The 17,891-nt window shown below is 76.1% G+C and carries 18 protein-coding genes and 1 pseudogene; 9 read left to right on the forward strand and 10 right to left on the reverse strand.

The features are described 5' to 3' along the window. Nucleotides 1-11 precede the first annotated feature (11 nt). Complete coding sequence (locus JN535_RS06460) at nt 12-1,247, forward strand: AI-2E family transporter (RefSeq protein WP_205203954.1); 1,236 nt, start codon at nt 12-14, stop codon at nt 1,245-1,247. A gap of 22 nt (nt 1,248-1,269) precedes the next feature. Here the strand turns inward: JN535_RS06460 and JN535_RS06465 are convergent, their stop codons facing one another. After that, entirely contained in the window at nt 1,270-2,112 is an 843-nt protein-coding gene (locus JN535_RS06465; RefSeq protein WP_240200671.1) for an alpha/beta fold hydrolase, read from the reverse strand. 136 nt (nt 2,113-2,248) lie between these two features. On the opposite strand from JN535_RS06465, the pseudogene JN535_RS21695 reads away from it, so the two are divergent. After that, nucleotides 2,249-2,428, forward strand: a pseudogene (locus JN535_RS21695) (GXWXG domain-containing protein); the annotation flags it as partial. 65 nt (nt 2,429-2,493) lie between these two features. Further along, the gene (locus tag JN535_RS21500; RefSeq protein WP_307868309.1) at nt 2,494-2,874 is read left to right on the forward strand and encodes a DUF4334 domain-containing protein; all 381 of its coding nucleotides are present in this window, start codon (nt 2,494-2,496) and stop codon (nt 2,872-2,874) included. Here the strand turns inward: JN535_RS21500 and JN535_RS06480 are convergent. After that, nucleotides 2,838-4,031: an NAD(P)/FAD-dependent oxidoreductase gene (locus tag JN535_RS06480; RefSeq protein ID WP_205203966.1), complete on the reverse strand. Its 1,194-nt coding sequence runs from the start codon at nt 4,029-4,031 to the stop codon at nt 2,838-2,840. The two genes, JN535_RS21500 and JN535_RS06480, sit on opposite strands and share 37 nt — an antisense overlap. Next, the gene (locus tag JN535_RS06485; RefSeq protein WP_205203967.1) at nt 4,028-5,125 is read right to left on the reverse strand and encodes a helix-turn-helix transcriptional regulator; all 1,098 of its coding nucleotides are present in this window, start codon (nt 5,123-5,125) and stop codon (nt 4,028-4,030) included. Before JN535_RS06485 ends, JN535_RS06480 begins: the two co-directional genes overlap by 4 nt. 131 nt (nt 5,126-5,256) lie before the next feature. Between JN535_RS06485 and JN535_RS06490 the strand changes: the two genes are divergently transcribed. Continuing rightward, nucleotides 5,257-5,673 (forward strand): VOC family protein, encoded by a 417-nt coding sequence (locus JN535_RS06490; RefSeq protein ID WP_205203968.1) that lies wholly within the window; start codon nt 5,257-5,259, stop codon nt 5,671-5,673. A gap of 132 nt (nt 5,674-5,805) precedes the next feature. On the opposite strand, the gene JN535_RS06495 is transcribed toward JN535_RS06490, so the two are convergent. From JN535_RS06495 to JN535_RS06515, 5 genes are all read right to left on the reverse strand, one after another. Continuing rightward, entirely contained in the window at nt 5,806-6,573 is a 768-nt protein-coding gene (locus JN535_RS06495; protein WP_307868311.1) for a glycosyltransferase family 2 protein, read from the reverse strand. 11 nt (nt 6,574-6,584) lie between these two features. Continuing rightward, the gene (locus JN535_RS06500; RefSeq protein ID WP_240200672.1) at nt 6,585-7,187 is read right to left on the reverse strand and encodes a hypothetical protein; all 603 of its coding nucleotides are present in this window, start codon (nt 7,185-7,187) and stop codon (nt 6,585-6,587) included. Between the two features lie 141 nt (nt 7,188-7,328). After that, nucleotides 7,329-8,144 carry a MerR family transcriptional regulator gene (locus JN535_RS06505; RefSeq protein WP_307868313.1) on the reverse strand — a complete coding sequence of 272 codons (816 nt, stop codon included), beginning with the start codon at nt 8,142-8,144 and terminating at the stop codon, nt 7,329-7,331. Between the two features lie 32 nt (nt 8,145-8,176). Beyond that, nucleotides 8,177-8,683, reverse strand: coding sequence for a VOC family protein (locus JN535_RS06510; RefSeq protein ID WP_205203970.1), 507 nt, complete (start codon nt 8,681-8,683; stop codon nt 8,177-8,179). A 33-nt stretch (nt 8,684-8,716) separates the two neighbouring features. Then, the gene (locus JN535_RS06515) at nt 8,717-9,313 is read right to left on the reverse strand and encodes a GNAT family N-acetyltransferase (RefSeq protein ID WP_205203971.1); all 597 of its coding nucleotides are present in this window, start codon (nt 9,311-9,313) and stop codon (nt 8,717-8,719) included. Nucleotides 9,314-9,459: 146 nt separating this feature from the next. Between JN535_RS06515 and JN535_RS06520 the strand changes: the two genes are divergently transcribed. The 3 genes from JN535_RS06520 to JN535_RS06530 all read left to right on the forward strand — a co-directional run bounded on the left by JN535_RS06520 (nt 9,460) and on the right by JN535_RS06530 (nt 11,708). Continuing rightward, nucleotides 9,460-10,218: an SDR family oxidoreductase gene (locus JN535_RS06520; protein ID WP_205203972.1), complete on the forward strand. Its 759-nt coding sequence runs from the start codon at nt 9,460-9,462 to the stop codon at nt 10,216-10,218. A gap of 199 nt (nt 10,219-10,417) precedes the next feature. Continuing rightward, on the forward strand, nt 10,418-11,296 hold the full coding sequence (locus JN535_RS06525; RefSeq protein ID WP_307868316.1) for an RNA polymerase sigma-70 factor: 879 nt from the start codon (nt 10,418-10,420) through the stop codon (nt 11,294-11,296). A gap of 7 nt (nt 11,297-11,303) precedes the next feature. Further along, entirely contained in the window at nt 11,304-11,708 is a 405-nt protein-coding gene (locus JN535_RS06530) for a hypothetical protein (protein ID WP_205203976.1), read from the forward strand. Between the two features lie 259 nt (nt 11,709-11,967). Here JN535_RS06530 and JN535_RS06535 read toward each other — a convergent pair whose 3' ends face one another. After that, entirely contained in the window at nt 11,968-13,581 is a 1,614-nt protein-coding gene (locus JN535_RS06535; protein WP_205203978.1) for an ABC-F family ATP-binding cassette domain-containing protein, read from the reverse strand. Nucleotides 13,582-13,821: 240 nt separating this feature from the next. Beyond that, on the reverse strand, nt 13,822-14,715 hold the full coding sequence (locus tag JN535_RS06540) for a LysR family transcriptional regulator (protein WP_205203980.1): 894 nt from the start codon (nt 14,713-14,715) through the stop codon (nt 13,822-13,824). Between the two features lie 93 nt (nt 14,716-14,808). Here JN535_RS06540 and JN535_RS06545 point away from each other — a divergent pair, with 93 nt between their 5' ends. Next, entirely contained in the window at nt 14,809-16,053 is a 1,245-nt protein-coding gene (locus tag JN535_RS06545; RefSeq protein WP_205203982.1) for an MFS transporter, read from the forward strand. A 172-nt stretch (nt 16,054-16,225) separates the two neighbouring features. Further along, nucleotides 16,226-17,863 (forward strand): pectate lyase family protein, encoded by a 1,638-nt coding sequence (locus JN535_RS06550; protein WP_307868319.1) that lies wholly within the window; start codon nt 16,226-16,228, stop codon nt 17,861-17,863. The last annotated feature ends 28 nt before the right edge of the window (nt 17,864-17,891 follow it).

A 17,891-nucleotide genomic window follows, 5' to 3' on the forward strand; every position in this document is an offset into this window, starting at 1 on the left:
GACGGTCGGGAATGCGCACGGGCGAGCACGCCGAGGCGGTGGACGCAGGAGCCGTCGCGCCGCGCGACGTGCCGACCGACGACGCGCCGGCGATCGACCCGGGCACGGCAGACGTCCGCACCTCCGGCGCGCCGTCGCACCCGACGGGCGTCTCCGCGCTGTGGTCGGACGGCGTCGGGCGGGCGGGCACGCGCTCAGTGCAGGTGCTCGCGATCGTCGCGCTCGTCGCCGTCGCCGTGTTCGCGATCACGCGGCTGACGCTCATCGTCATCCCCGTGCTCATCGCGCTCGTCCTCGCCGCGGCGATCTCGCCGCTCGTGAGCCTGCTGCGGCGCAAGGGCGTGCCGTCGTTCCTGGCGACGGTCGTCGCGCTCCTCACGCTCGTCGTCGTGCTCGGGGTGGTCGTGTGGCTCGTCGCGGCGGCCGTCGTCGACCAGTGGCCGCAGCTGCGCGACCAGGCCGTCGAGGGCTTCGACGAGCTCCAGGCCTACGTGCAGGACCTGCCGTTCCAGATCACCGAGGAGCAGATCGCGTCCGTGCGCGACTCACTCGTCGGCCTGCTCCAGTCCGACGCCGTGGGTGCCGGGGCGCTCGCGGGCGCCTCGCAGACGATCGACTTCGTCGCCGGCTTCTTCGTCATGGTCGTCGTGCTGTTCTTCTTCCTCAAGGACGGCCCGGCGATCTGGGAGTTCCTGCTGCGCCCGTTCGAGGGCGCCCGGTACGAGCGGGGGCAGCGGATCGGCGAGACGACGGTCCGGACGCTCGGCGGCTACGTGCGTGGGACGGCGATCGTCGCCGCGGTCGACGCCGTCGCGATCGGCATCGGCCTCGCGATCGTCGGGGTGCCGCTCGTCATCCCGCTCTCCGTGCTCGTGTTCCTGCTCGCGTTCATCCCGCTCGTCGGGGCGACGCTCGCCGGCATCCTCTGCGCGCTCGTCGCGCTCGTGGCCGTCGGTCCGGTCGAGGCGCTCATCGTGGTCGCGATCGTCATCGCCGTGAACCAGCTCGAGGGCGACCTGCTCCAGCCCGTCGTCATGGGCCGCACGCTGCGGCTCCACCCGCTCGTGATCCTCGTCGCGCTGACCGCGGGCACCGTGCTCGCGGGCCTCACCGGCGCCGTGCTCGCCGTCCCGATCGCGGCCTCGATCTGGCGCGCGATCCAGGTGTGGGACGGTCCGGACCTCCCGGCGCGGTTCGCCCGCCAGAAGCGGCACGAGAGCGTCGACGGCGCGCCCGCGTCGTCGTAGCACCGCCCGGGGAGCGGCGGCCTCAGCCGCTCCCGTCGCCCACGCCCGAGGAGACCGCGCGGTCCACCACCGCGGCGGCCACCTCGTCGGGCGCGAGCGCGGGGAGCCAGTGCCCGGCGTCGAGCTCGACGAACCGGTAGGGCGCCGCGACGTGCCGCTCCGTGTCCTCGGCCGCCCACCGGCCGAGCGCCGGGTCGGACGCACCCCACAGGTACGTCGTCGGGACCTGCGCGGCGCCCACGGGCCGGGTGCCCAGCGGCAGCGCGCGGTACCAGTCCAGTGCGGCCGTCAGGGCGCCGGGCTCGCGCATGAACGCACCGCACCGCTCGGCCTGCTCGGCGGGCAGCCCGGACCGGCGCAGCAGCGCGGCGAGCCGCGGTCGCAGGAGCGCCTCGGGCAGGGCCGGGAGCTGGAACAGCCCGACGTACAGCGAACGCAGCGCCTGGTCGGACCGCACCAGCGCGCGGGTCAGCGCCCGCGGGTGCGGGGTCGACAGGACGGTGAGGCTGCGCACGCGCTCCGGCGCCCACGCCGCGAGCGCCCACGCGACGCTCGCGCCCCAGTCGTGCGCGACGACGTGCGCCGGGCCGGTCCGCTCGAGGAGGACGAGCACGTCGGCGACGAGGAAGTCGAGCCGGTACGCCGCGCGGGCGAGCGGGCGGGCGCCGGGGGAGTAGCCCCGCTGGTCGAGCGCCACGGTGCGCAGGCCGCGGTCGTGCAGGAGCGGCGCGACACGGGACCAGCACGACGAGTCCTCGGGGAAGCCGTGCAGGAGGACGACGGGCGGGCCGTCCGCGGGGCCGTCGTCGTGGACGTCGAAGGTCAGCGTGCCGCGACGCATCGTGGTCGTCCGGGGCGGGGTCATCGACCCAGCGTGCGGCCTGGGCGTCGCACCGGCAATCGGCGGGCACGTCCCGGCGGTCCGCACGAGCGGCGAGGCGCCCCGCCGCGCGCGAGGATCGGGGCGACACCACCCACCGGGCACGAGCGAGGAGGAGCGCATGACCGGTCCGGACGACGTCCACGGGGCCCGCGCCCGGCTCGACGAGCTGGCCGAGCTCCGGCGCGGCACCACCACGGCCGACGCGCTCGCGTTCTTCGACACGCTGCCGCCTGCCGACGTCGATGCGGTCGTCGGCCGGTGGCGCGGAGCCGGGCTGCCCACCGGGCACCGGCTCGACGGGGTGCTCGAGGAGCTGGGCTGGGTCGGCAAGCGGTTCGACGGCGTCCGCGACGCGCACCACTCGTGTTCGCCGGCCCCCGGGGCGGGCCGTTCGCCCTCGACCCCGCGTTCGTGCCCCTCCCGCTCGTCCTGCGGTGCGCCCCGCTCGTGCGGCGGCCCGGCGTCGCGCGGGTCGTGCGCGCGGCGCTGCCCCTCGCTCGTACGCGGCGCCCCCGGGCACGGCTGCGCACCGTCGTGCACCGCGGCGTGGCGACCGCCGCCATGACCTACGACGCGCTCCCTGTCGAGGACGCGTTCCGCGCCGTCGACGACGACACGCTGCTGGGCCTCATGGAGGCACGGGGCATGGAGCGGCCGTTCTTCTTCGTGCTGCGCCGCACCGCGCCGGTCCAGCCCGCGGGGCCGGGTCAGCCCACCTTGCCCTGGAGCAGCCGGCGCCAGTAGATCGCCGGCTGCAGGTACCGGTCGAACAACAGCAGGCTGCGGCGCGGGCGCGCGAGGCTGACGAACCGGAACCCGGGGTCGGGTCGGCGCTCGCGGTCGAACTCGGCGAGGAGCAGCTCGGTGCGCGACGTCGTCACGGGCGCGACGGAGTAGCCGTCGTACCGCTGCATCGGCGTGCCCCGGCGGCGCGCCGTGATGTTGCGCGCGACGACGGGCACCTGCCGTCGCAGCGCGCCGCCCGACGGCATCGCGTCGACCGCGGCCGCGTCCCCGAGCCCCCAGACGCGCGGGTAGGTGACGTGCTGGAGCGTCTCGGGATCGACGGCGACGAACCCGTCGCTCTCCGGCGTCGCGAGCCCGCTCCCGGCGACCCACGCGGGTGCGCGGTGCGGCGGCGCGACGTACAGGGCGTCGTAGCCGAGCTCGTCGGTCCCGTGCGGCCCCCGCAGCCGGACCGTGCGGTGCGCGCCGTCGACGGACACGAGCGTCGTGCCGGTGCGCACCCGGACGCCGAAGCGCCGCGCGGCGTCGTGCAGGGCGGGCTCGGCACGCGGGTCGTCGACGAGCCGCGGCGACTCGACGGCGAGCTCGACGTCGATCGCGTCCAGCACGCCGGTGCGACGCCAGTGGTCCGCCGCGACGAACAGCGGTTTGAGCGCCACGGGGAAGCACGGCACGTGCCGCGAGGAGACGGCGAACACCACGCGGCCAGCGGTGAACGACGACAGCAGGTCCCACGTCTTGGGGGCGAGGTGGGGCAGGTAGCTCGTCGCGGCGAACGGCGTGCGCACGGCCTGCTCCGCCCCCGGCACCGCGTCCCAGTCCACCTCCGAGCCCGGGCACACCGCGAGGTCCGCGTACCCGAGCGTGCGCCCGCCCGCGAGGTGGACGAGCGAGCGTTCGGGGTCGACCGCGACGACGCGGTCGGCGTACCGGTGGACGCCGTCGGGCACGACGTCGTCCTGGGGCCGGGTCAGGTCGTCGAGCGTCGCCATGCCGGAGGCGACGTAGGAGAGCAGCGGCCGGTACTCGTGGGTCGTCCGGGGGTCGACGACGGCGACGTCGGGGCAGCCGTCGCGGCGCAGGCGTCCCGCGAGCGAGAGCCCGGCGTTGCCGCCGCCGAGGACGAGCACGTCGTGCTGCACGGGCGTGGTCATGACCGGTCCGTTCTGCCGGGGACGGGACGCTCCACGCTACGGCCGCCCTCGGTCGCACGCCGTCCCAGCCGACCGGCGACGGTCGCGCAGGCCGCGACGAGCTCGGCCGGCCCCGCGGCGAGCACGTCCGCGTCGAACGCGGCGACGCGGGCCGCGAGCGCGACCCAGGACCACGAGCCCAGCGCGACCCGGCAGCGGTCGTGCCCCAGGACCTCGACCGTGCCGTCCTCGACGAACGGGACGACGGCCGACGCCGGGGCGGCGAGCTCGACCCACCCGCGGCACGGCCACCCCGCCTCTCCCACGGTCGGCGGTGACGCGGAGGCCGGCGTCGACCCGGCGAAGCGGGCCGCGACGAACGCGCCGACGTCACTGCCGGGGACCTCGCGGCGCACGAAGCGCGGTCCCGTCGGTTCGCGGGGCGTCGTGCGGTCGAGGCGGAACGTGCGCCAGTCCGCGCGGTCGAGGTCCCACGCGAGGAGGTACCAGCGTCCGTCGCGCACGACGACGTGGTGCGGCTCCACGCGCCGCGGCGCCGTCGCGGTGCGGTTGGGGCCGGTGCGGGGGCCGTCCGCGCTCCCGCTCCCGGTGGGAAGGGTGGGCGACGCGTAGTCGAGACGCAGCACCTCGCGCCGGCGCACCGCGGTGCTCACGGCGAGCAGGACGTCGAGGTCGACCGACGGAGCTGCGCGCCCGGGGTGCGCGGGGACGGGGGCCACGTCGACGGCGTCGACCCGGTGGCGCAGCCGCGCGGGCAGCACCTGGCGCACGGTCGCGAGCGCCCGCACGGCCGCCTCCTCGATCGCGTCGCCCGGCCCGCTCGCCGCGACGGTGCGCAGCGCGACGGTCAGCGCGACGACCTGCTCGTCGTCGAACAGCAGGGGCGGGAGCTGGGCGCCGGCGTCGAGGCGGTATCCACCGTCGCGTCCGCGCGTCGCGACGACGTGGTATCCGAGGTCGCGCAGGCGCTCGACGTCGCGACGCACCGTGCGCGGGTCGACGCCGAGCCTGCGGGCGAGCTCGGGACCCGTCCGGTCAGGCCGCGCCTGGAGGAGCGACAGCAGCAGGAGGGTCCGGCGCGACGTCTCGGTCATGCATCCATGCTCGCGCACAATGCGGGCGCTATCCGTCCTGATGGGCGGAGAAGGTGGTCGTACGAGCCCGGGGCGCCGGGCCAGTGCTCGGGGCCCCGACCCGCGGACCCCGCCGATCCGAAGGAGACGTCATGTCCGTCCAGACCACCCCCCACCTCAACTTCCGTGGCGACGCCCGTGCCGCGCTCGAGCACTACCGCGCGGTGTTCGGCGGCGACCTCGTCATCACCACGTACGGCGACCTGGGCCAGGCGCCGGACCCGGCCGAGGCCGACCTCGTCGTCTGGGGCCAGGTCAGCGCGCCGAGCGGCTTCCGCGTCATGGCGTACGACGTCCCCGCGGGACGGCCCTGGAGCCCCGGTGAGGCGCCGTTCTTCGTCTCGGTGCGTGGCGACGACGTCGAGGAGGTCCGCGGCTACTGGGACGCGCTCGTCGACGGCGCGACCGTCGTCGCGCCGCTCGCGTCGTCCGGCTGGGCACCGCTGTACGGGATGCTCACGGACCGGTTCGGCGTCACCTGGGTGCTCGACGTCGCGGCGAGCCGCTGAGCCCGGGCCGGGGCGCTCGTCGCTCGTCGCGACGCGCGCCCCGGCCGGCACCCCGCCGCCTCACCCGCGTGCCCTTCTCGACACGGGCCACGTCGTGCAGCCCTTCGCGCTGCACGACGACGGCGGCGCACCTCAGGACCGCGACCTCGCGCACGCGGAGATCGAGCCCGTCGCCGCCGCACCCCTGCCGCGCCAGCGGTCGCGCCACCGCTCCCACGGTGGCGCGACCGTCCAGTTGACGCGCAGCGTGCGCCACGCGCGGTCCATGCGCCGCCGGCGCTGGCGCCGCCCGCGCAGCGAGCGCGCCGAGACACCGACCCGCCACGTCCGGTCGAGCACGGTGCGCCGGCGCGGCCCGAGGCGGAAGGACAGGTCGAGGTCGTCGTGCACCTCCGGGTCCTCCCGCTCGACGACATCACGCACCGCGACCCAGGTCGACCTCCGCAGCGCCATGCACGACCCCCAGAGCGCGGTGTGGCCGAGCGCGAGGTGGCACAAGACGTAGTACGCGCCGAGATAGGCGGACGCGACGGCCGTGCGCGCGCCGCGCGGGAGGTCGTCGAACGTGCCCGTGCCGGTCATGGCGTCGAGCGAGGGGTCGTCGGCCATGCGGTCCACGACCCGTCGCACCCAGTCGACGTCCGGGCGCGAGTCGGCGTCGAGACGCGCGATGACGTCGCCGCGCGCGGCGTCGTACCCGGCCGCGGCCGCGGCGGGGATGCCCACGCGTTCCTCGCGCACGACGACCGCGCCCCAGCGGCGGGCGACCAGCGCCGAGTCGTCGCCCGAGGCGTTGTCGACGACCACGACCTCGAGAGGTGCGACGGACTGCCGGGCGAGCAGGGCGAGGCACCGGTCGAGCGCCTCGGCGTCGTCCCGGACGGGGACGACGACGGACACCGTGGGGCGGGTCAGGGCGTCGCCCCGGGCCGGAGGCTCGCGGGCAGGAGGAGCCCCGCGACGACGGCGCCGAGCAGCCCTGCGGCGAGGTCGGTCACGGTGTCGCCGTAGCCGACGCCGATGCGGTCGTCGAGGTAGGTGTGCCCGGCCCACTCGCCGAGCTCCCACAGGATCGCGAGCACCGCGCCCAGGCCGGCGGTGACGACGAGGACGCCGGCCCGGGCCCGCCCGGGACGCAGGATGCCGGGTCCGGCGAGCATGCCGGCGCGGACGAGGGCGACGTACGCCACGGCGGCGACGAGGCCGGTGCAGGCGGCGTGGACGGGGAGGTCGAGCCACGGCGCGGCGCGGTACCACTCGAGCTGCGCGGCCCAGGCCGAGGCGAGGAGCGTGACGCTGTACGCGACGTCCAGGGGGGCGGCGAGGCCGAGCGCGCGCGGCACGATCGTGCCGCCCAGGACCAGCAGGAAGAGCGCCGTCGCGACGCCGTCGAGGCCCACGGCGACGACGACGCTCGCCGCCGCCGCGGCGCGCACCGCGTCGCCCGGGACGAGACCGGCCCGGGCGCGCACGGCGCTCGTGGAGGCTGCCCGGGGGGCGGAGGTGCCGGACATCGACGACTCCTCGGACGGTGGTGCGGCGGAGTCACAGCCTCGCCCGGGGGCGGGCGGCTCGCACGCCCGCACGTCCCGCGGCGGGTCGACCTCCGAGCCGGCCGCCCGGGACGAGCCGGGCGGACGACACGCCCGCGGCCGTCAGTCCCAGGAGGCCGTGGCCGGGTCGACGCCGCGCGAGCGCGCGTTCGCCTCGATCGCGGCGCGGAGCCACGCGGCCAGGCCGGGGGCGAGGCCGTCGTAGTGCGCCCGGAAGCCGTCGTCCTCCACGAACCGCCGGGCCAGGCACACGTGCCGGGCGGGCGTGCAGTCGAAGTGCGCGCCGATCGAGGCGCGGTGGCGCTCGGCCAGCGCGAGCCCGCGCGCCGACGACGGCTCGACACCCTCGCGGCACGCGGCGGCGAGATCGGCCTCGAGCGTGGCGACGTCGTCGGCGAGGTCCTGCCAGTCGTCGAGCGTCCGCTCGGCGGACCGCTCCGCGTACTGCGCCCACTGCGGGGTGTCTCCCCAGCGTTCGCGCGCCTCGGCGGGCCACGCCGGGTCCCACGTCGCGCCGAACAGCGCGACCTGCTCCGCCGGCGTCAGGAGCAGGCCGCGCTCCCTGGCCTCGACGAGACGGTCGAGCGCACGGGCCGTGCGTTCCATCCGCGCGATGCGCTCGCCGAGCAGCGCCCGATGGCGGCGCAGGGCGTCGACCGCGTCGTCGCCGGGCGCGTCGAGCAGCCCGGGGATGTCCTCGAGCGCCACGTCGAGCTCCCGGTACGCCACCACGCGGCGCAGGCGCGCGACGTCGGCGGGCGAGTACAGCCGGTAGCCCGCCGCGGTGCGCTCCGAGGGCCGGGCGAGGCCGACGGCGTCCCAGTGGTGCAGCGTCCGCACCGTGACCCCGACGGCCGCGGCCGCCTCGCCGACGGTGAGCGCGTCGGCGACGCGGCGGGGCGCACGTTCCGTCGTCACGCGCCCCAGTGTCACCCGGACGGCACCGGCCGTCATGCGGTGGGCGCCTCGATCCCGATGTCGTGGATGAACCGTGCGGCGTCGCTCTCGGGGTCGTAGGGACGCGCGGCGGTCATGACGACGCGCGTGCTCTCGGGCGTGCGGACCTCGACCTCGACGGAGCCCCACGGCGTCTCCCGGGGGCCGGTCGTGCACCCGGGCGAGACGGCCTCGCACGCGGCGACGATCGCGTCGACCTGGGACAGCACGCACGAGAAGCTCACGGCGAGCGCGCTCGGCTCCGGCGCGGGCGGGCCCGGGACGAGCAGGACGTCCTGGAACGCCCAGCGGCGCAGGTGCACGACGCCACCCGGGACGGAGAACAGGTCGAAGAACCCGAGGCCCTGGGTCCAGAGGTCGACGGACGCGGCGAGGTCCGCCGTCGGGATCGTGACGAACTGCGGCATGCCGTAGATGCCACGGAACGGCTCGGGCGCGACGGCGTCGGGTCCCGGGACGGGGACGGGGGACAGGTCGAAGGCCGGGAAGGTGTCGGTCATGCGTCCAGCGTGGGCCCTGACGTCGCGTCAGGGTCAAGCACCCGTGCGCCGCTCGTCGGCGAGCAGCGCGTACGTCACGCCGTCGACCCAGCCGAGGTCGCGGTGCAGCGAGTCCCGCACGCCCACGCCCTCGCGCCGCATGCCGACGCGCTCCATGAGCCGCCACGACGGCTCGTTGGCGAGGAACGCGTTCGCGACGACGCGCCGCAGGCCGAGGTCGTCGAAGCACACCGTGAGCAGGGCACGGACGGCCTCGGTCGCGTACCCGCGCCCCTGGTGCGACGGCGAGAACGCCCAGCCGATCTCCGCCTCGTCCGGGCGGGGGCGGTCGACGACGTCGCGCTGACCCCAGCCGTCGCGCACCGCGAGGTAGAGGTCGCCCACGACCTCGCCGTCGTGCTCGACGACGAGCGTCGTCGCGAGCCGGCCGGGATCGCGGTGGTGCTCACGCCACTCCTCGATGCTCGAGAACCGCTGGGAGAGCCAGCGGTCCACCGCGGGCAGGCTGCGGTAGACGAAGAGGGCGTCGGCGTCGTCGGGCCGGGCGCGGCGCAGCGCGAGGCGTGCGGTCGCGACGGGCCAGGCGACGCGGTCGAGGACGTCCGGGCGGACGTCGGTGGTGTCGGCCATGGTCACCACCCTGGCACGCCCCGCGGACCGGGATCGAGCAGATTGCCGTCGGTCACGGTCCCTCCGACGTGTCACACCCCGCAGGGGTGCCCGGTCGACACGGGTGACAGGGCGGCACGTGCCGCACGCAGCGACAGGAGGACACCATGAAGATCGTCGTGATCGGCGGTACGGGGCTCATCGGCTCGAAGCTCGTCACCGTGCTGCGGGACCGCGGCCACGAGGCCGTCCCCGCCTCGCCCAACTCGGGCGTCAACACCTTGACCGGGGAGGGCGTCGCGGAGGTGCTGGAGGGCGCGGACGTCGTCGTCGACGTCTCGAACTCGCCCTCGTTCGAGGACCAGGCGGTCCTCGACTTCTTCCGCACCTCGACGGGCACCCTCCTGGCGGCCGAGGAGAAGGCCGGCGTCCGCCACCACGTTGCGCTGTCCGTCGTGGGCACGCAGGGCCTCACCGAGAGCGGGTACTTCCGCGCGAAGATCGCGCAGGAGGAGCTCATCACGGGCTCGCCGGTGCCGTACTCGATCGTCCACGCGACGCAGTTCTTCGAGTTCCTGACGTCGATCACGGACGGCGCCACGCAGGACGGCGTCGTGCACCTCGCGCCGGTCCTGTTCCGGCCGATCGCCGCCTCCGACGTGGCCGTCGCCGTCGCGGACGTCGCCACGGGCGCGCCGGTGCGCGGCGTCGTCGAGGTCGCGGGGCCCGAGGTCTACCGGCTCGACGAGCTCGTGCGGACCACGCTCGCGTCGCTCGACGACCCGCGCGAGGTCGTCGCCGACCCGGAGGCCCGGTACTTCGGCGCACCGCTGTCCGAGGGCTCGCTCGTCCCGGGCGACGGCGCGGTGCTCGGCGGCACCCGGCTCGCGGACTGGCGCACGCAGCAGTCCGTGGCGACGCGGTAGCGGACGGCGCGGGGGCGCGCGCGGGCCTCAGCACCGGACGACGCCGGCCGTCGTCGACGCGCGCACGAGCCGCAGGACCCGTGCGCGTTCCGTTCGTCGTGCCGTGTCACGGATCGCGGCGCCGTCCGGTCGGGTGGGCAGAGCGTCCGGCCGACCGGCCGGGGTGACGGCGGCACGAGGGCGGGCGAGGATGACGGGCGTGGACGAGGCAGCGGCGGACCTCACGACGGCGGAGCAGCAGTTCAGCGCGGCGCGGCGCCGGCTGTTCGGGATCGCGTACCGGATCCTGGGCAGCGCGGCCGAGGCCGACGACGTGCTCCAGGACGCGTGGGTGCGCTGGCAGACGTACGACCGCGCGAGCGTGCGCAACCCGGACGCGTTCCTCACGACGACGGTGACGCGGCTCGCGATCAACGTCTTGCAGTCCGCGCGCGTGCGCCGCGAGACGTACGTCGGCCCGTGGCTTCCCGAGCCCGTGGACACGAGCGCCGACCCGACGCTCGGGGCCGAGAGGGGCGAGGCGCTCGAGGTCGCCCTCCTCATGCTCCTCGAGAAGCTCACCCCGACCGAGCGCGCGGCGTACGTGCTGCGCGAGGCGTTCGACTACCCGTACGAGCAGATCGCGGAGATCATCGGGCACTCGCGGGCGAGCGTGCGCCAGCTGGTGAGCCGCGCGCGCCGCCACCTCCGCGACGAGCGCCGCACGCCCGTCGCCCCGGAGGCCCAGCGCCGTCTGCTCACGGCCTTCGTCGCCGCGGCCCAGGCGGGCGACGTCGCGCTCCTGGAGCAGCTCTTCGCCGAGGACGTGATCTCCTACTCCGACGGCGGGGGAGCGGTCCGCGCGTCGAAGTTCCCGGTCGTCGGGCGCCCGCGCGTCGCGAAGTACCACCACGCGTTCGCCGCGCGCTTCTGGGCGGGCGTCGAGGTCGAGCCTGCCGACGTCAACGGGTACCCGGCCGTCAAGCTCTCGCGCGACGGGGAGCTCTTCGCCGTGCTCACGGTCCGCGCCACGACCGACGGCATCGACCGCGTGCTGTGGATGATGAACCCGCAGAAGCTCGCGGCCGTCTCCGCGTAGGCCCGGCATGCCCCAGCGCGACAGGACGGCGGCACGGCGCGAGGCCGACCGCGCCGCGCACGACCGCGTCGTCGAGGCGCTCCTGCGCGCGACCACGACCGGAGACCGGGACGCCGTGCGCGGGCTGCTGGACCCGACGGTGACCCTGTGGGTCGACGCGGCCGGCAGCACCGCCGCGACGCCCGGGGTCGTCGAGGGCGTCGACGAGACGGCCCTGGCGCTGTGCCGCGTCCTGCGCGTGGGGCCGGGCGTCGAGGTGGCGGCGCGGTCGGTGAACGGCGTCGCCGGCCTCGTCGTACGGCAGGACGGCGTCGTGACCGGCGTCGTGAGCGTCGCGGTGCGGTCCGGCCGGGTGGCCGAGGCGTGGGTCGTGCTCAGCCCGTCCAAGCTCGCGCGGTGGAACCGGGACTGACGCCTCGACCGGCGGCGACGCGGCGCGCTGCCCGCGTTCGTCGACGGGCTCCTCGCGCCGTGGGACCTCGCGGTGCCGGAGGACGTCTGGTCGGCCGGGCGTCAGGCCGCGTCCGACGGGCTCCGCTCCGGCGCGCTCGACGAGCCCCGCCTGGCCGCACGCCGACGCCGCCGCCACGGCGGCGATGGTCGCCGTCGTGCGGGACGCGCCCGACCTGACCTGACGGCGCCCCGGCGGAGCCGGGGCGCCGCCCCGTGCGTCAGCGGCGTGGTGCGGGGACCTCGTGCAGGGCACCGGCGGCGTCGAGCTCGAGGACGACGTCGACGCCGAGACGGGCGAGGAAGCCGTCGTCGTGGCTCACGACGAGCAGCGCGCCCGCGTAGCCCGACAGGGCCTCGACGAGCCGGTCGACGCTGCGCACGTCGAGGTTGTTCGTCGGCTCGTCGAGCACCAGGATCTGGGCGGGCGGGTCGGCGAGCAGGAGCCGCGCGAGCGAGACGCGGAACCGCTCGCCGCCCGAGAGCGTCGACACCGGGCGGTCCACGCTCGACCCGCGCAGCAGCAGGCGCGCGAGCTGGTTGCGGATCGTGCCCGGGGCCGCGCCGGGCGCCCCGTCGCGCACGTTCTCGAGCGCGCTCCGGGCGTCGTCGAGCCCGTCCAGCCGTTGGGGCAGGTAGCCGACCCGATCGGTGAGGAGCGTCCCACCGGCCCGGCCGGGCTGCGGCGCGCGCCCGGCGAGCAGGTTCTCCAGGAGAGTCGTCTTGCCGGTCCCGTTCGCGCCGACGAGGGCGACGCGCTCGGGTCCCTGCACGACGACCGTCCGGTTCGTCCCGCGCAGCTCGGCGAGGCGCCGGCCGCGCGGCACGTCCGGATCGGGGAGCACGAGGTGCACGTGCTCGTCGTCGCGCACGCGGGCCGTCGCGGCGTCGAGCGCGTCCTGCGCGGCCTGGACCTTCGCGTCCAGGCCCTGGCGCATCGAGCCGGCGGACACCTGCGCGGCGGACGCGCGCAGCCCCATGGAGATGCGTGACCCGGTGCGGTTCGCCTGCGCGGTGCGCGCCGTCCGCTCGCGGCGCGCCAGCTTGGTCTCGGCCTCGACGCGCTGGCGCTTCTCGGCCCGCAGCGTCTGCTCGGCGGTCCGCGCGGCCTGCGCCGCGGCGGCCTGGTCCGCCTCGAGCTGGTCGCGCCACGCGCTGTACGGGCCGCCGAAGGTGGTGAGGCGGCCGGCGTGCAGCTCCGCTGTCTCGTCCATGTGCTCCAGCAGGTCGAGGTCGTGGCTCACGACGACGAGCGTCCCGGGCCAGTCGTCGACGAGCGCCGCGAGCCGCGCCCGCGTGCCGCGGTCGAGGTTGTTGGTCGGTTCGTCGAGCAGCGTGATCGCGCTGCGTCGCACGCGCAGCCCGCTGATCGCGACGAGCATCGCCTCGCCGCCGGACAGCTCGCCCACGCGCCGGTCGAGGCCGACGCCGTCGAGCCCGATCTCGGCGAGCGCCTGCGCGGCGCGGGCCTCGACGTCCCAGTCGTCGCCGACGGCGTCGAAGTGGCGCTCGTCGACGTCCCCGGACTCGATGGCGCGCAATGCGGCGAGCGTGCGGTCGATCCCGAGGAGACGAGCGACGCTCGCCTCGTGGCCGAGGGTCAGGGTCTGGGGCAGGTAGGCGACCTCGCCGGTGGTCGTGACGCTGCCCGACGTCGGGGTGAGCAGGCCGGCGACGAGGCGCAGGAGGGTGGACTTGCCGGCGCCGTTGTCGCCGACGAGGCCCGTGCGGCCGGTGCCGAACGTGCCGGTGAGGTGCGAGAGCGCGACGGTGCCGTCGGGCCACTCGAACGTGAGGTCGGTCAGGGTCACCGCGGAGCGGTGCAGGGTGGACATGTGGTGCTCCTCGTGCCCGCGGGTGCGCGGGCAGGGTCGTGCCGGGGAAGGACAGGGCGGCGCGTGAGCGGCGCGGCGGGTCCAGGCACGACGAGGTCACGGCAGGGGTCGCGACGATCGCCCGCGGGGGCTCGTGTCACGGAGCCGGGGACGAGAGGGTGTGCTGGGACGGGCCGCCGACGGCTCGGCGGCTAGGTTCTGTCGACCTCGATGAGCACGCGCCGATGCTACCAGCGCGCCTCAGTCCGGGACCCGCCTGCCCTCGAGCGCGTCCACGAGCCCGGCCACGAGGGCCGCGGCAGCCGCGCTCGGGTACGGCCGGGTCACGAGCCCGAGGGACCAGGTCTCCGGGGCGTCGAGCGGGACCGCGACGGCGCCGTCGGCGGGCTCGTACATGTCGGCCGGCACCACCGCGACCCCGAACCCCGCGGCCACGAACGCGGGCAGGTCCCCGACGTCCGCGACCTCCGTGTCGGCGCGCGGCGCGACGCCCGCGTGCGCGAACGCGCGCTCGGCGACCACGCGGTTGCCGAACCCGCGCGGCGTCGTCACGACGCGCTCGTCGGCCAGGTCGCCCGGTGCGACCGACGGTGCCCCCGCGAGCGCGTGGCCGGTGGGCAGGACCGCGACGAACGTCGCGGACGTGAGGCGTGTGTACCGCAGGCCCGGATGGTCCTGCGGGTCCAGCCCCGTGAACGCGACGTCGACGACCCCGCGGCGCACGTCCTCGCCGAGTCCCGTCGAGCCGGCGGGGCTCGGCGTCAGGTGCAGCTCGACGCCCGGGTGGCGCTCGCGGAACGCCGCGAGCACGCGCGGCAGGCCGAGGTAGCCGAGGTTGGTGAAGACCCCGAGGCGGACGGTGCCGCGGACGAGGTGCGGGCCGGGCGCGACGGCGGCGCGGGCCTCGTCGACGGCGTCGAGGACCGCGCGGGCACGGGGGAGCAGTGCCTCGCCCTGCGAGGTGAGCGCGACGGTGCGCTTGGTGCGCTCGAACAGGCGGGCGCCCAGCTCGGCCTCGAGCGCACGTATACCCGCGGACACGCTCGACTGCACGGCGAACACCCGCGCCGCGGCGCGCGTGAAGCTCAGCTCCTCGGCGACGGCGACGAAGTACTCGAGCTGGCGCGTCTCCATGGTGCGAGCGTAGCGAGAAATTGGTTCTGCCGATGAACATGATCGGAACAAGTCGTTGGACACGATCAGACCGTCGGGCGCACCGTGGTGCGCATGACCTCGACCTCGACGCGCACCCCGGACCTCGCCCGCGGCGCCCCGCGGGCGACCCGGCGGCGTCCGCTCGTCTCCCACGGCCCCGGCTTCCTCGTCGTGGCGCTCGCGTTCGCCACCGCGATGGCGTTCTCGACCGTCCCGACCCCGCTCTACCCCCTCTACCAGGTGCGCGACGGGCTCCCCACGGTCGCCGTGACCGTCGTCTTCGCCGCCTACGCGGTCGGCGTGGCAGCGAGCCTCTACCTCGTCGGTCACCTCAGCGACCGGTTCGGGCGGCGGCGCGTGCTGCTCCTCGGCCTCGCGGCCGAGCTCGTCGCGGCGGTGCTGTTCCTCGCGCTCGACGGGCTGGGCGGCCTCGTGGTCGCGCGCCTCGTCTCCGGGGCCGGGATCGGCGCCGTCACCGCCACGGCGACGGCGCACCTCGCGGAGCTGCGCGCCGTCGCGCGCCCGGACCGGCCGCGCGACGCGAGCGCCGTCGCGGGACTGGCGAACATCGGCGGTCTCGCGCTCGGGCCGCTCGTCGGCGGGCTGCTGGCCCAGGCCGCTCCCGCCCCGCTCACGACGCCGTACGTCGCGTTCGCCGTCCTGCTCGCCGCCGCGGTGCTCGCCGCCGCGCTCGTGCCCGAGACGGTCGCGCCGTCGGCCGGCCGGTACGCCTACCGCCCGCAGCGCGTCGCGGTGCCGCGATCGGGGCGCGGCACGTTCGTCGCCGCGGCGGCGGCCGCCTTCGCCGGGTTCGCCGTGTTCGGGCTCTTCACGTCGCTCACCCCGAGCGTCCTCGCCACGGTCATGCACGAGGAGTCGCGACTGGTCGCGGGCCTTGTGTCCGCCGCGGTGTTCGCCTCCGCCGCCCTCGCCCAGCTCGCCTCCGGGCGGCTCGCCCCGGCGCGTCAGGTGGCGCTCGCGGTCGGGCTGACCCTGGCGGGGCTCGTCGTCCTCGCCGTGTCGGTCGGGCTCGCGTCCCTGCCGGGCTTCGTCGCGAGCGCGGTCGTCGCAGGGGCGGGTGTCGGGATCCTCTTCCGGGGCGCGCTCGCGACGGGAGGGTCGCTCGCCGAGCCGCAGCGGCGCGGCGAGGTGCTCGCGGGGATCTTCCTCGTCGCCTACGTCGGTCTCGCCGTCCCGGTGCTGCTCCTCGGACTCTCGCTGACCGTCGAGCCGCTGCGGCTCATGGTCGTCGTCTTCGCCGCCGCGACCGCCGTCCTCGTCGCCCTCGCCGCCCCCGGCCTCGCCCGCAGGTCGTGAGGCGGCGCCGAGCCGAGGACCTTCCGGCGAAGGCGGGGTGAGAAGGGTCTCCGGCTCGTCCCGCGGCGGTGACGGCTAGCGCTTTCCGCACCCGGTGTGCCAGACTCGGTCCCGCCGGCGTGAAACCGGTTTCTCGCACCGACGAAGGAGTTGGGTGATGGCAGGACGGTGGGTGAGGGTCCCGCTGGCCGCGGCGGCGGCGGTCGTGATGGCGGTCACCGGCACCGCGGCGACGAGCAGCGCGACGAGCGGCTCGGGGACGGACGGGCCGGGCGCGGCGGACCTCGGGCGGCAGGTGCTCGGCGCGAACGACGGCTGGGGTGCCGCGAACGGTGGCACCACGGGTGGGAGCGCGGCGACCGCCGAGCACGTGTACGTCGTCGACACCTGGGACGAGCTGCGCGCCGCGCTGGGCGGTGCGGGGGCGCGGACCGACACGACGCCGCGCATCGTGTACGTCGACGGACGCATCGACGCGTTCGCCGGGACGAGCTGCGAGGCGATCGCCGCCACCGTCCCGGTCGCGGGCAGCGATGCGCCGTTCTCGATGGACGACTACGTCGCCGCCTACGACCCGGCCACGTACGGGTGGGGCGACCCGGCCGGTCCGCTCGAGGACGCGCGCGTGGCCGCCGCCGCGGAGCAGGCGAAGGTCACGCTGCAGCACGTCGGGTCGAACGTGACGATCGTCGGCCTGGGCGCGGACGCGCAGGTCGTGGGCGCGAGCCTGCGGATCCGCGACGCGCGCAACGTCATCGTCCGCAACGTCACGTTCTCCGACGCGCGCGACTGCTTCCCCGCGTGGGACCCGGGCGACGGCGACGCCGGCAACTGGAACTCCGCGTACGACAACGTGTCGGTGTGGACGTCGGAGAACGTGTGGGTCGACCACAGCACGTTCGACGACGGCGAGCGCCCGCCCTCGTCGCTCCCGACGGTCTTCGGCCGCCCGTACGAGATCCACGACGGTCTGCTCGACATCACGCACGGCTCCGACCACGTGACCGTCTCCTACAACCACTTCTCCGACCACGACAAGACGGCGATCCTCGGCTCTTCGGACAGCCGCACGCAGGACGCGGGCAGGCACAAGGTGACATACCACCACAACCGGTGGACCGACGTCGGGCAGCGCGCCCCGCGCGTGCGCTTCGGCGACGTGCACGTCTACAACGAGCTCTACGAGCAGACGCGCGAGGGCATCTTCCAGTACTACTGGGGCGCGGGCGTCGACTCGAGCATCTACGCCGAGAACAACGCGTTCGAGCTCGCCCCGGGCGTCGACCCGGCACGGATCATCGGCCGGTACAAGGGGGAGCGGCTGTTCGAGACGGGCTCGACCGTGGACGGCGAGCCGGTCGACCTCCTCGCCGCCTACAACGCCTCGGTGGGGGAGGCGGACCGGCTCGCCGACGAGGCGCGCTGGACGCCGACGCTGCACGGGAGCATCGACCCGACGTGGGCCGTGCCCGCGATCGTGCGGTCGTCCGCCGGCGCGGGGCGTCTCGGCCCGGTCGAGGCCCCGGCCTACGACCCGGCCGCGACGTACGGGGCGGGCGACGTCGTCGTCCACGACGGCGCGGTGTTCCGCGCCCAGTGGTACGCGCGGGGAACGACTCCGGGCGCGGCGTGGGGTCCGTGGGAGGAGCTGGCCGCCGACGAGCGCGGCGTGCCGGTCTGGACCCCGACGCGCGTGCTCCGGGCGGGTGACGCGGTCGTGCACGACGGCGCGGTGTGGGTCGCGCAGTGGTGGTCGCGCGGGCAGGAGCCGGGTGCCGGCTCGTGGGGCCCGTTCCGCGCGGTCGGCTGAGACGCGCGGTCGCGGACTCGACCTCGCG

Origin of the sequence: Cellulosimicrobium cellulans (assembly GCF_016921195.1) — a bacterium.
GTDB classification, from domain to species: domain Bacteria; phylum Actinomycetota; class Actinomycetes; order Actinomycetales; family Cellulomonadaceae; genus Cellulosimicrobium; species Cellulosimicrobium cellulans_F.

Bases quoted from the DNA above. Each gene is read 5' to 3' on its own strand.
- JN535_RS06460 (WP_205203954.1), top strand. From the start codon at position 12: ATGCGCACGGGCGAGCACGCCGAGGCGGTGGACGCAGGAGCCGTCGCG.
- JN535_RS06465 (WP_240200671.1), bottom strand. From the start codon at position 2,112: ATGACCCCGCCCCGGACGACCACGATGCGTCGCGGCACGCTGACCTTC.
- JN535_RS06480 (WP_205203966.1), bottom strand. From the start codon at position 4,031: ATGACCACGCCCGTGCAGCACGACGTGCTCGTCCTCGGCGGCGGCAAC.
- JN535_RS06485 (WP_205203967.1), bottom strand. From the start codon at position 5,125: ATGACCGAGACGTCGCGCCGGACCCTCCTGCTGCTGTCGCTCCTCCAG.
- JN535_RS06490 (WP_205203968.1), top strand. From the start codon at position 5,257: ATGTCCGTCCAGACCACCCCCCACCTCAACTTCCGTGGCGACGCCCGT.
- JN535_RS06500 (WP_240200672.1), bottom strand. From the start codon at position 7,187: ATGTCCGGCACCTCCGCCCCCCGGGCAGCCTCCACGAGCGCCGTGCGC.
- JN535_RS06510 (WP_205203970.1), bottom strand. From the start codon at position 8,683: ATGACCGACACCTTCCCGGCCTTCGACCTGTCCCCCGTCCCCGTCCCG.
- JN535_RS06515 (WP_205203971.1), bottom strand. From the start codon at position 9,313: ATGGCCGACACCACCGACGTCCGCCCGGACGTCCTCGACCGCGTCGCC.
- JN535_RS06520 (WP_205203972.1), top strand. From the start codon at position 9,460: ATGAAGATCGTCGTGATCGGCGGTACGGGGCTCATCGGCTCGAAGCTC.
- JN535_RS06530 (WP_205203976.1), top strand. From the start codon at position 11,304: ATGCCCCAGCGCGACAGGACGGCGGCACGGCGCGAGGCCGACCGCGCC.
- JN535_RS06535 (WP_205203978.1), bottom strand. From the start codon at position 13,581: ATGTCCACCCTGCACCGCTCCGCGGTGACCCTGACCGACCTCACGTTC.
- JN535_RS06540 (WP_205203980.1), bottom strand. From the start codon at position 14,715: ATGGAGACGCGCCAGCTCGAGTACTTCGTCGCCGTCGCCGAGGAGCTG.
- JN535_RS06545 (WP_205203982.1), top strand. From the start codon at position 14,809: ATGACCTCGACCTCGACGCGCACCCCGGACCTCGCCCGCGGCGCCCCG.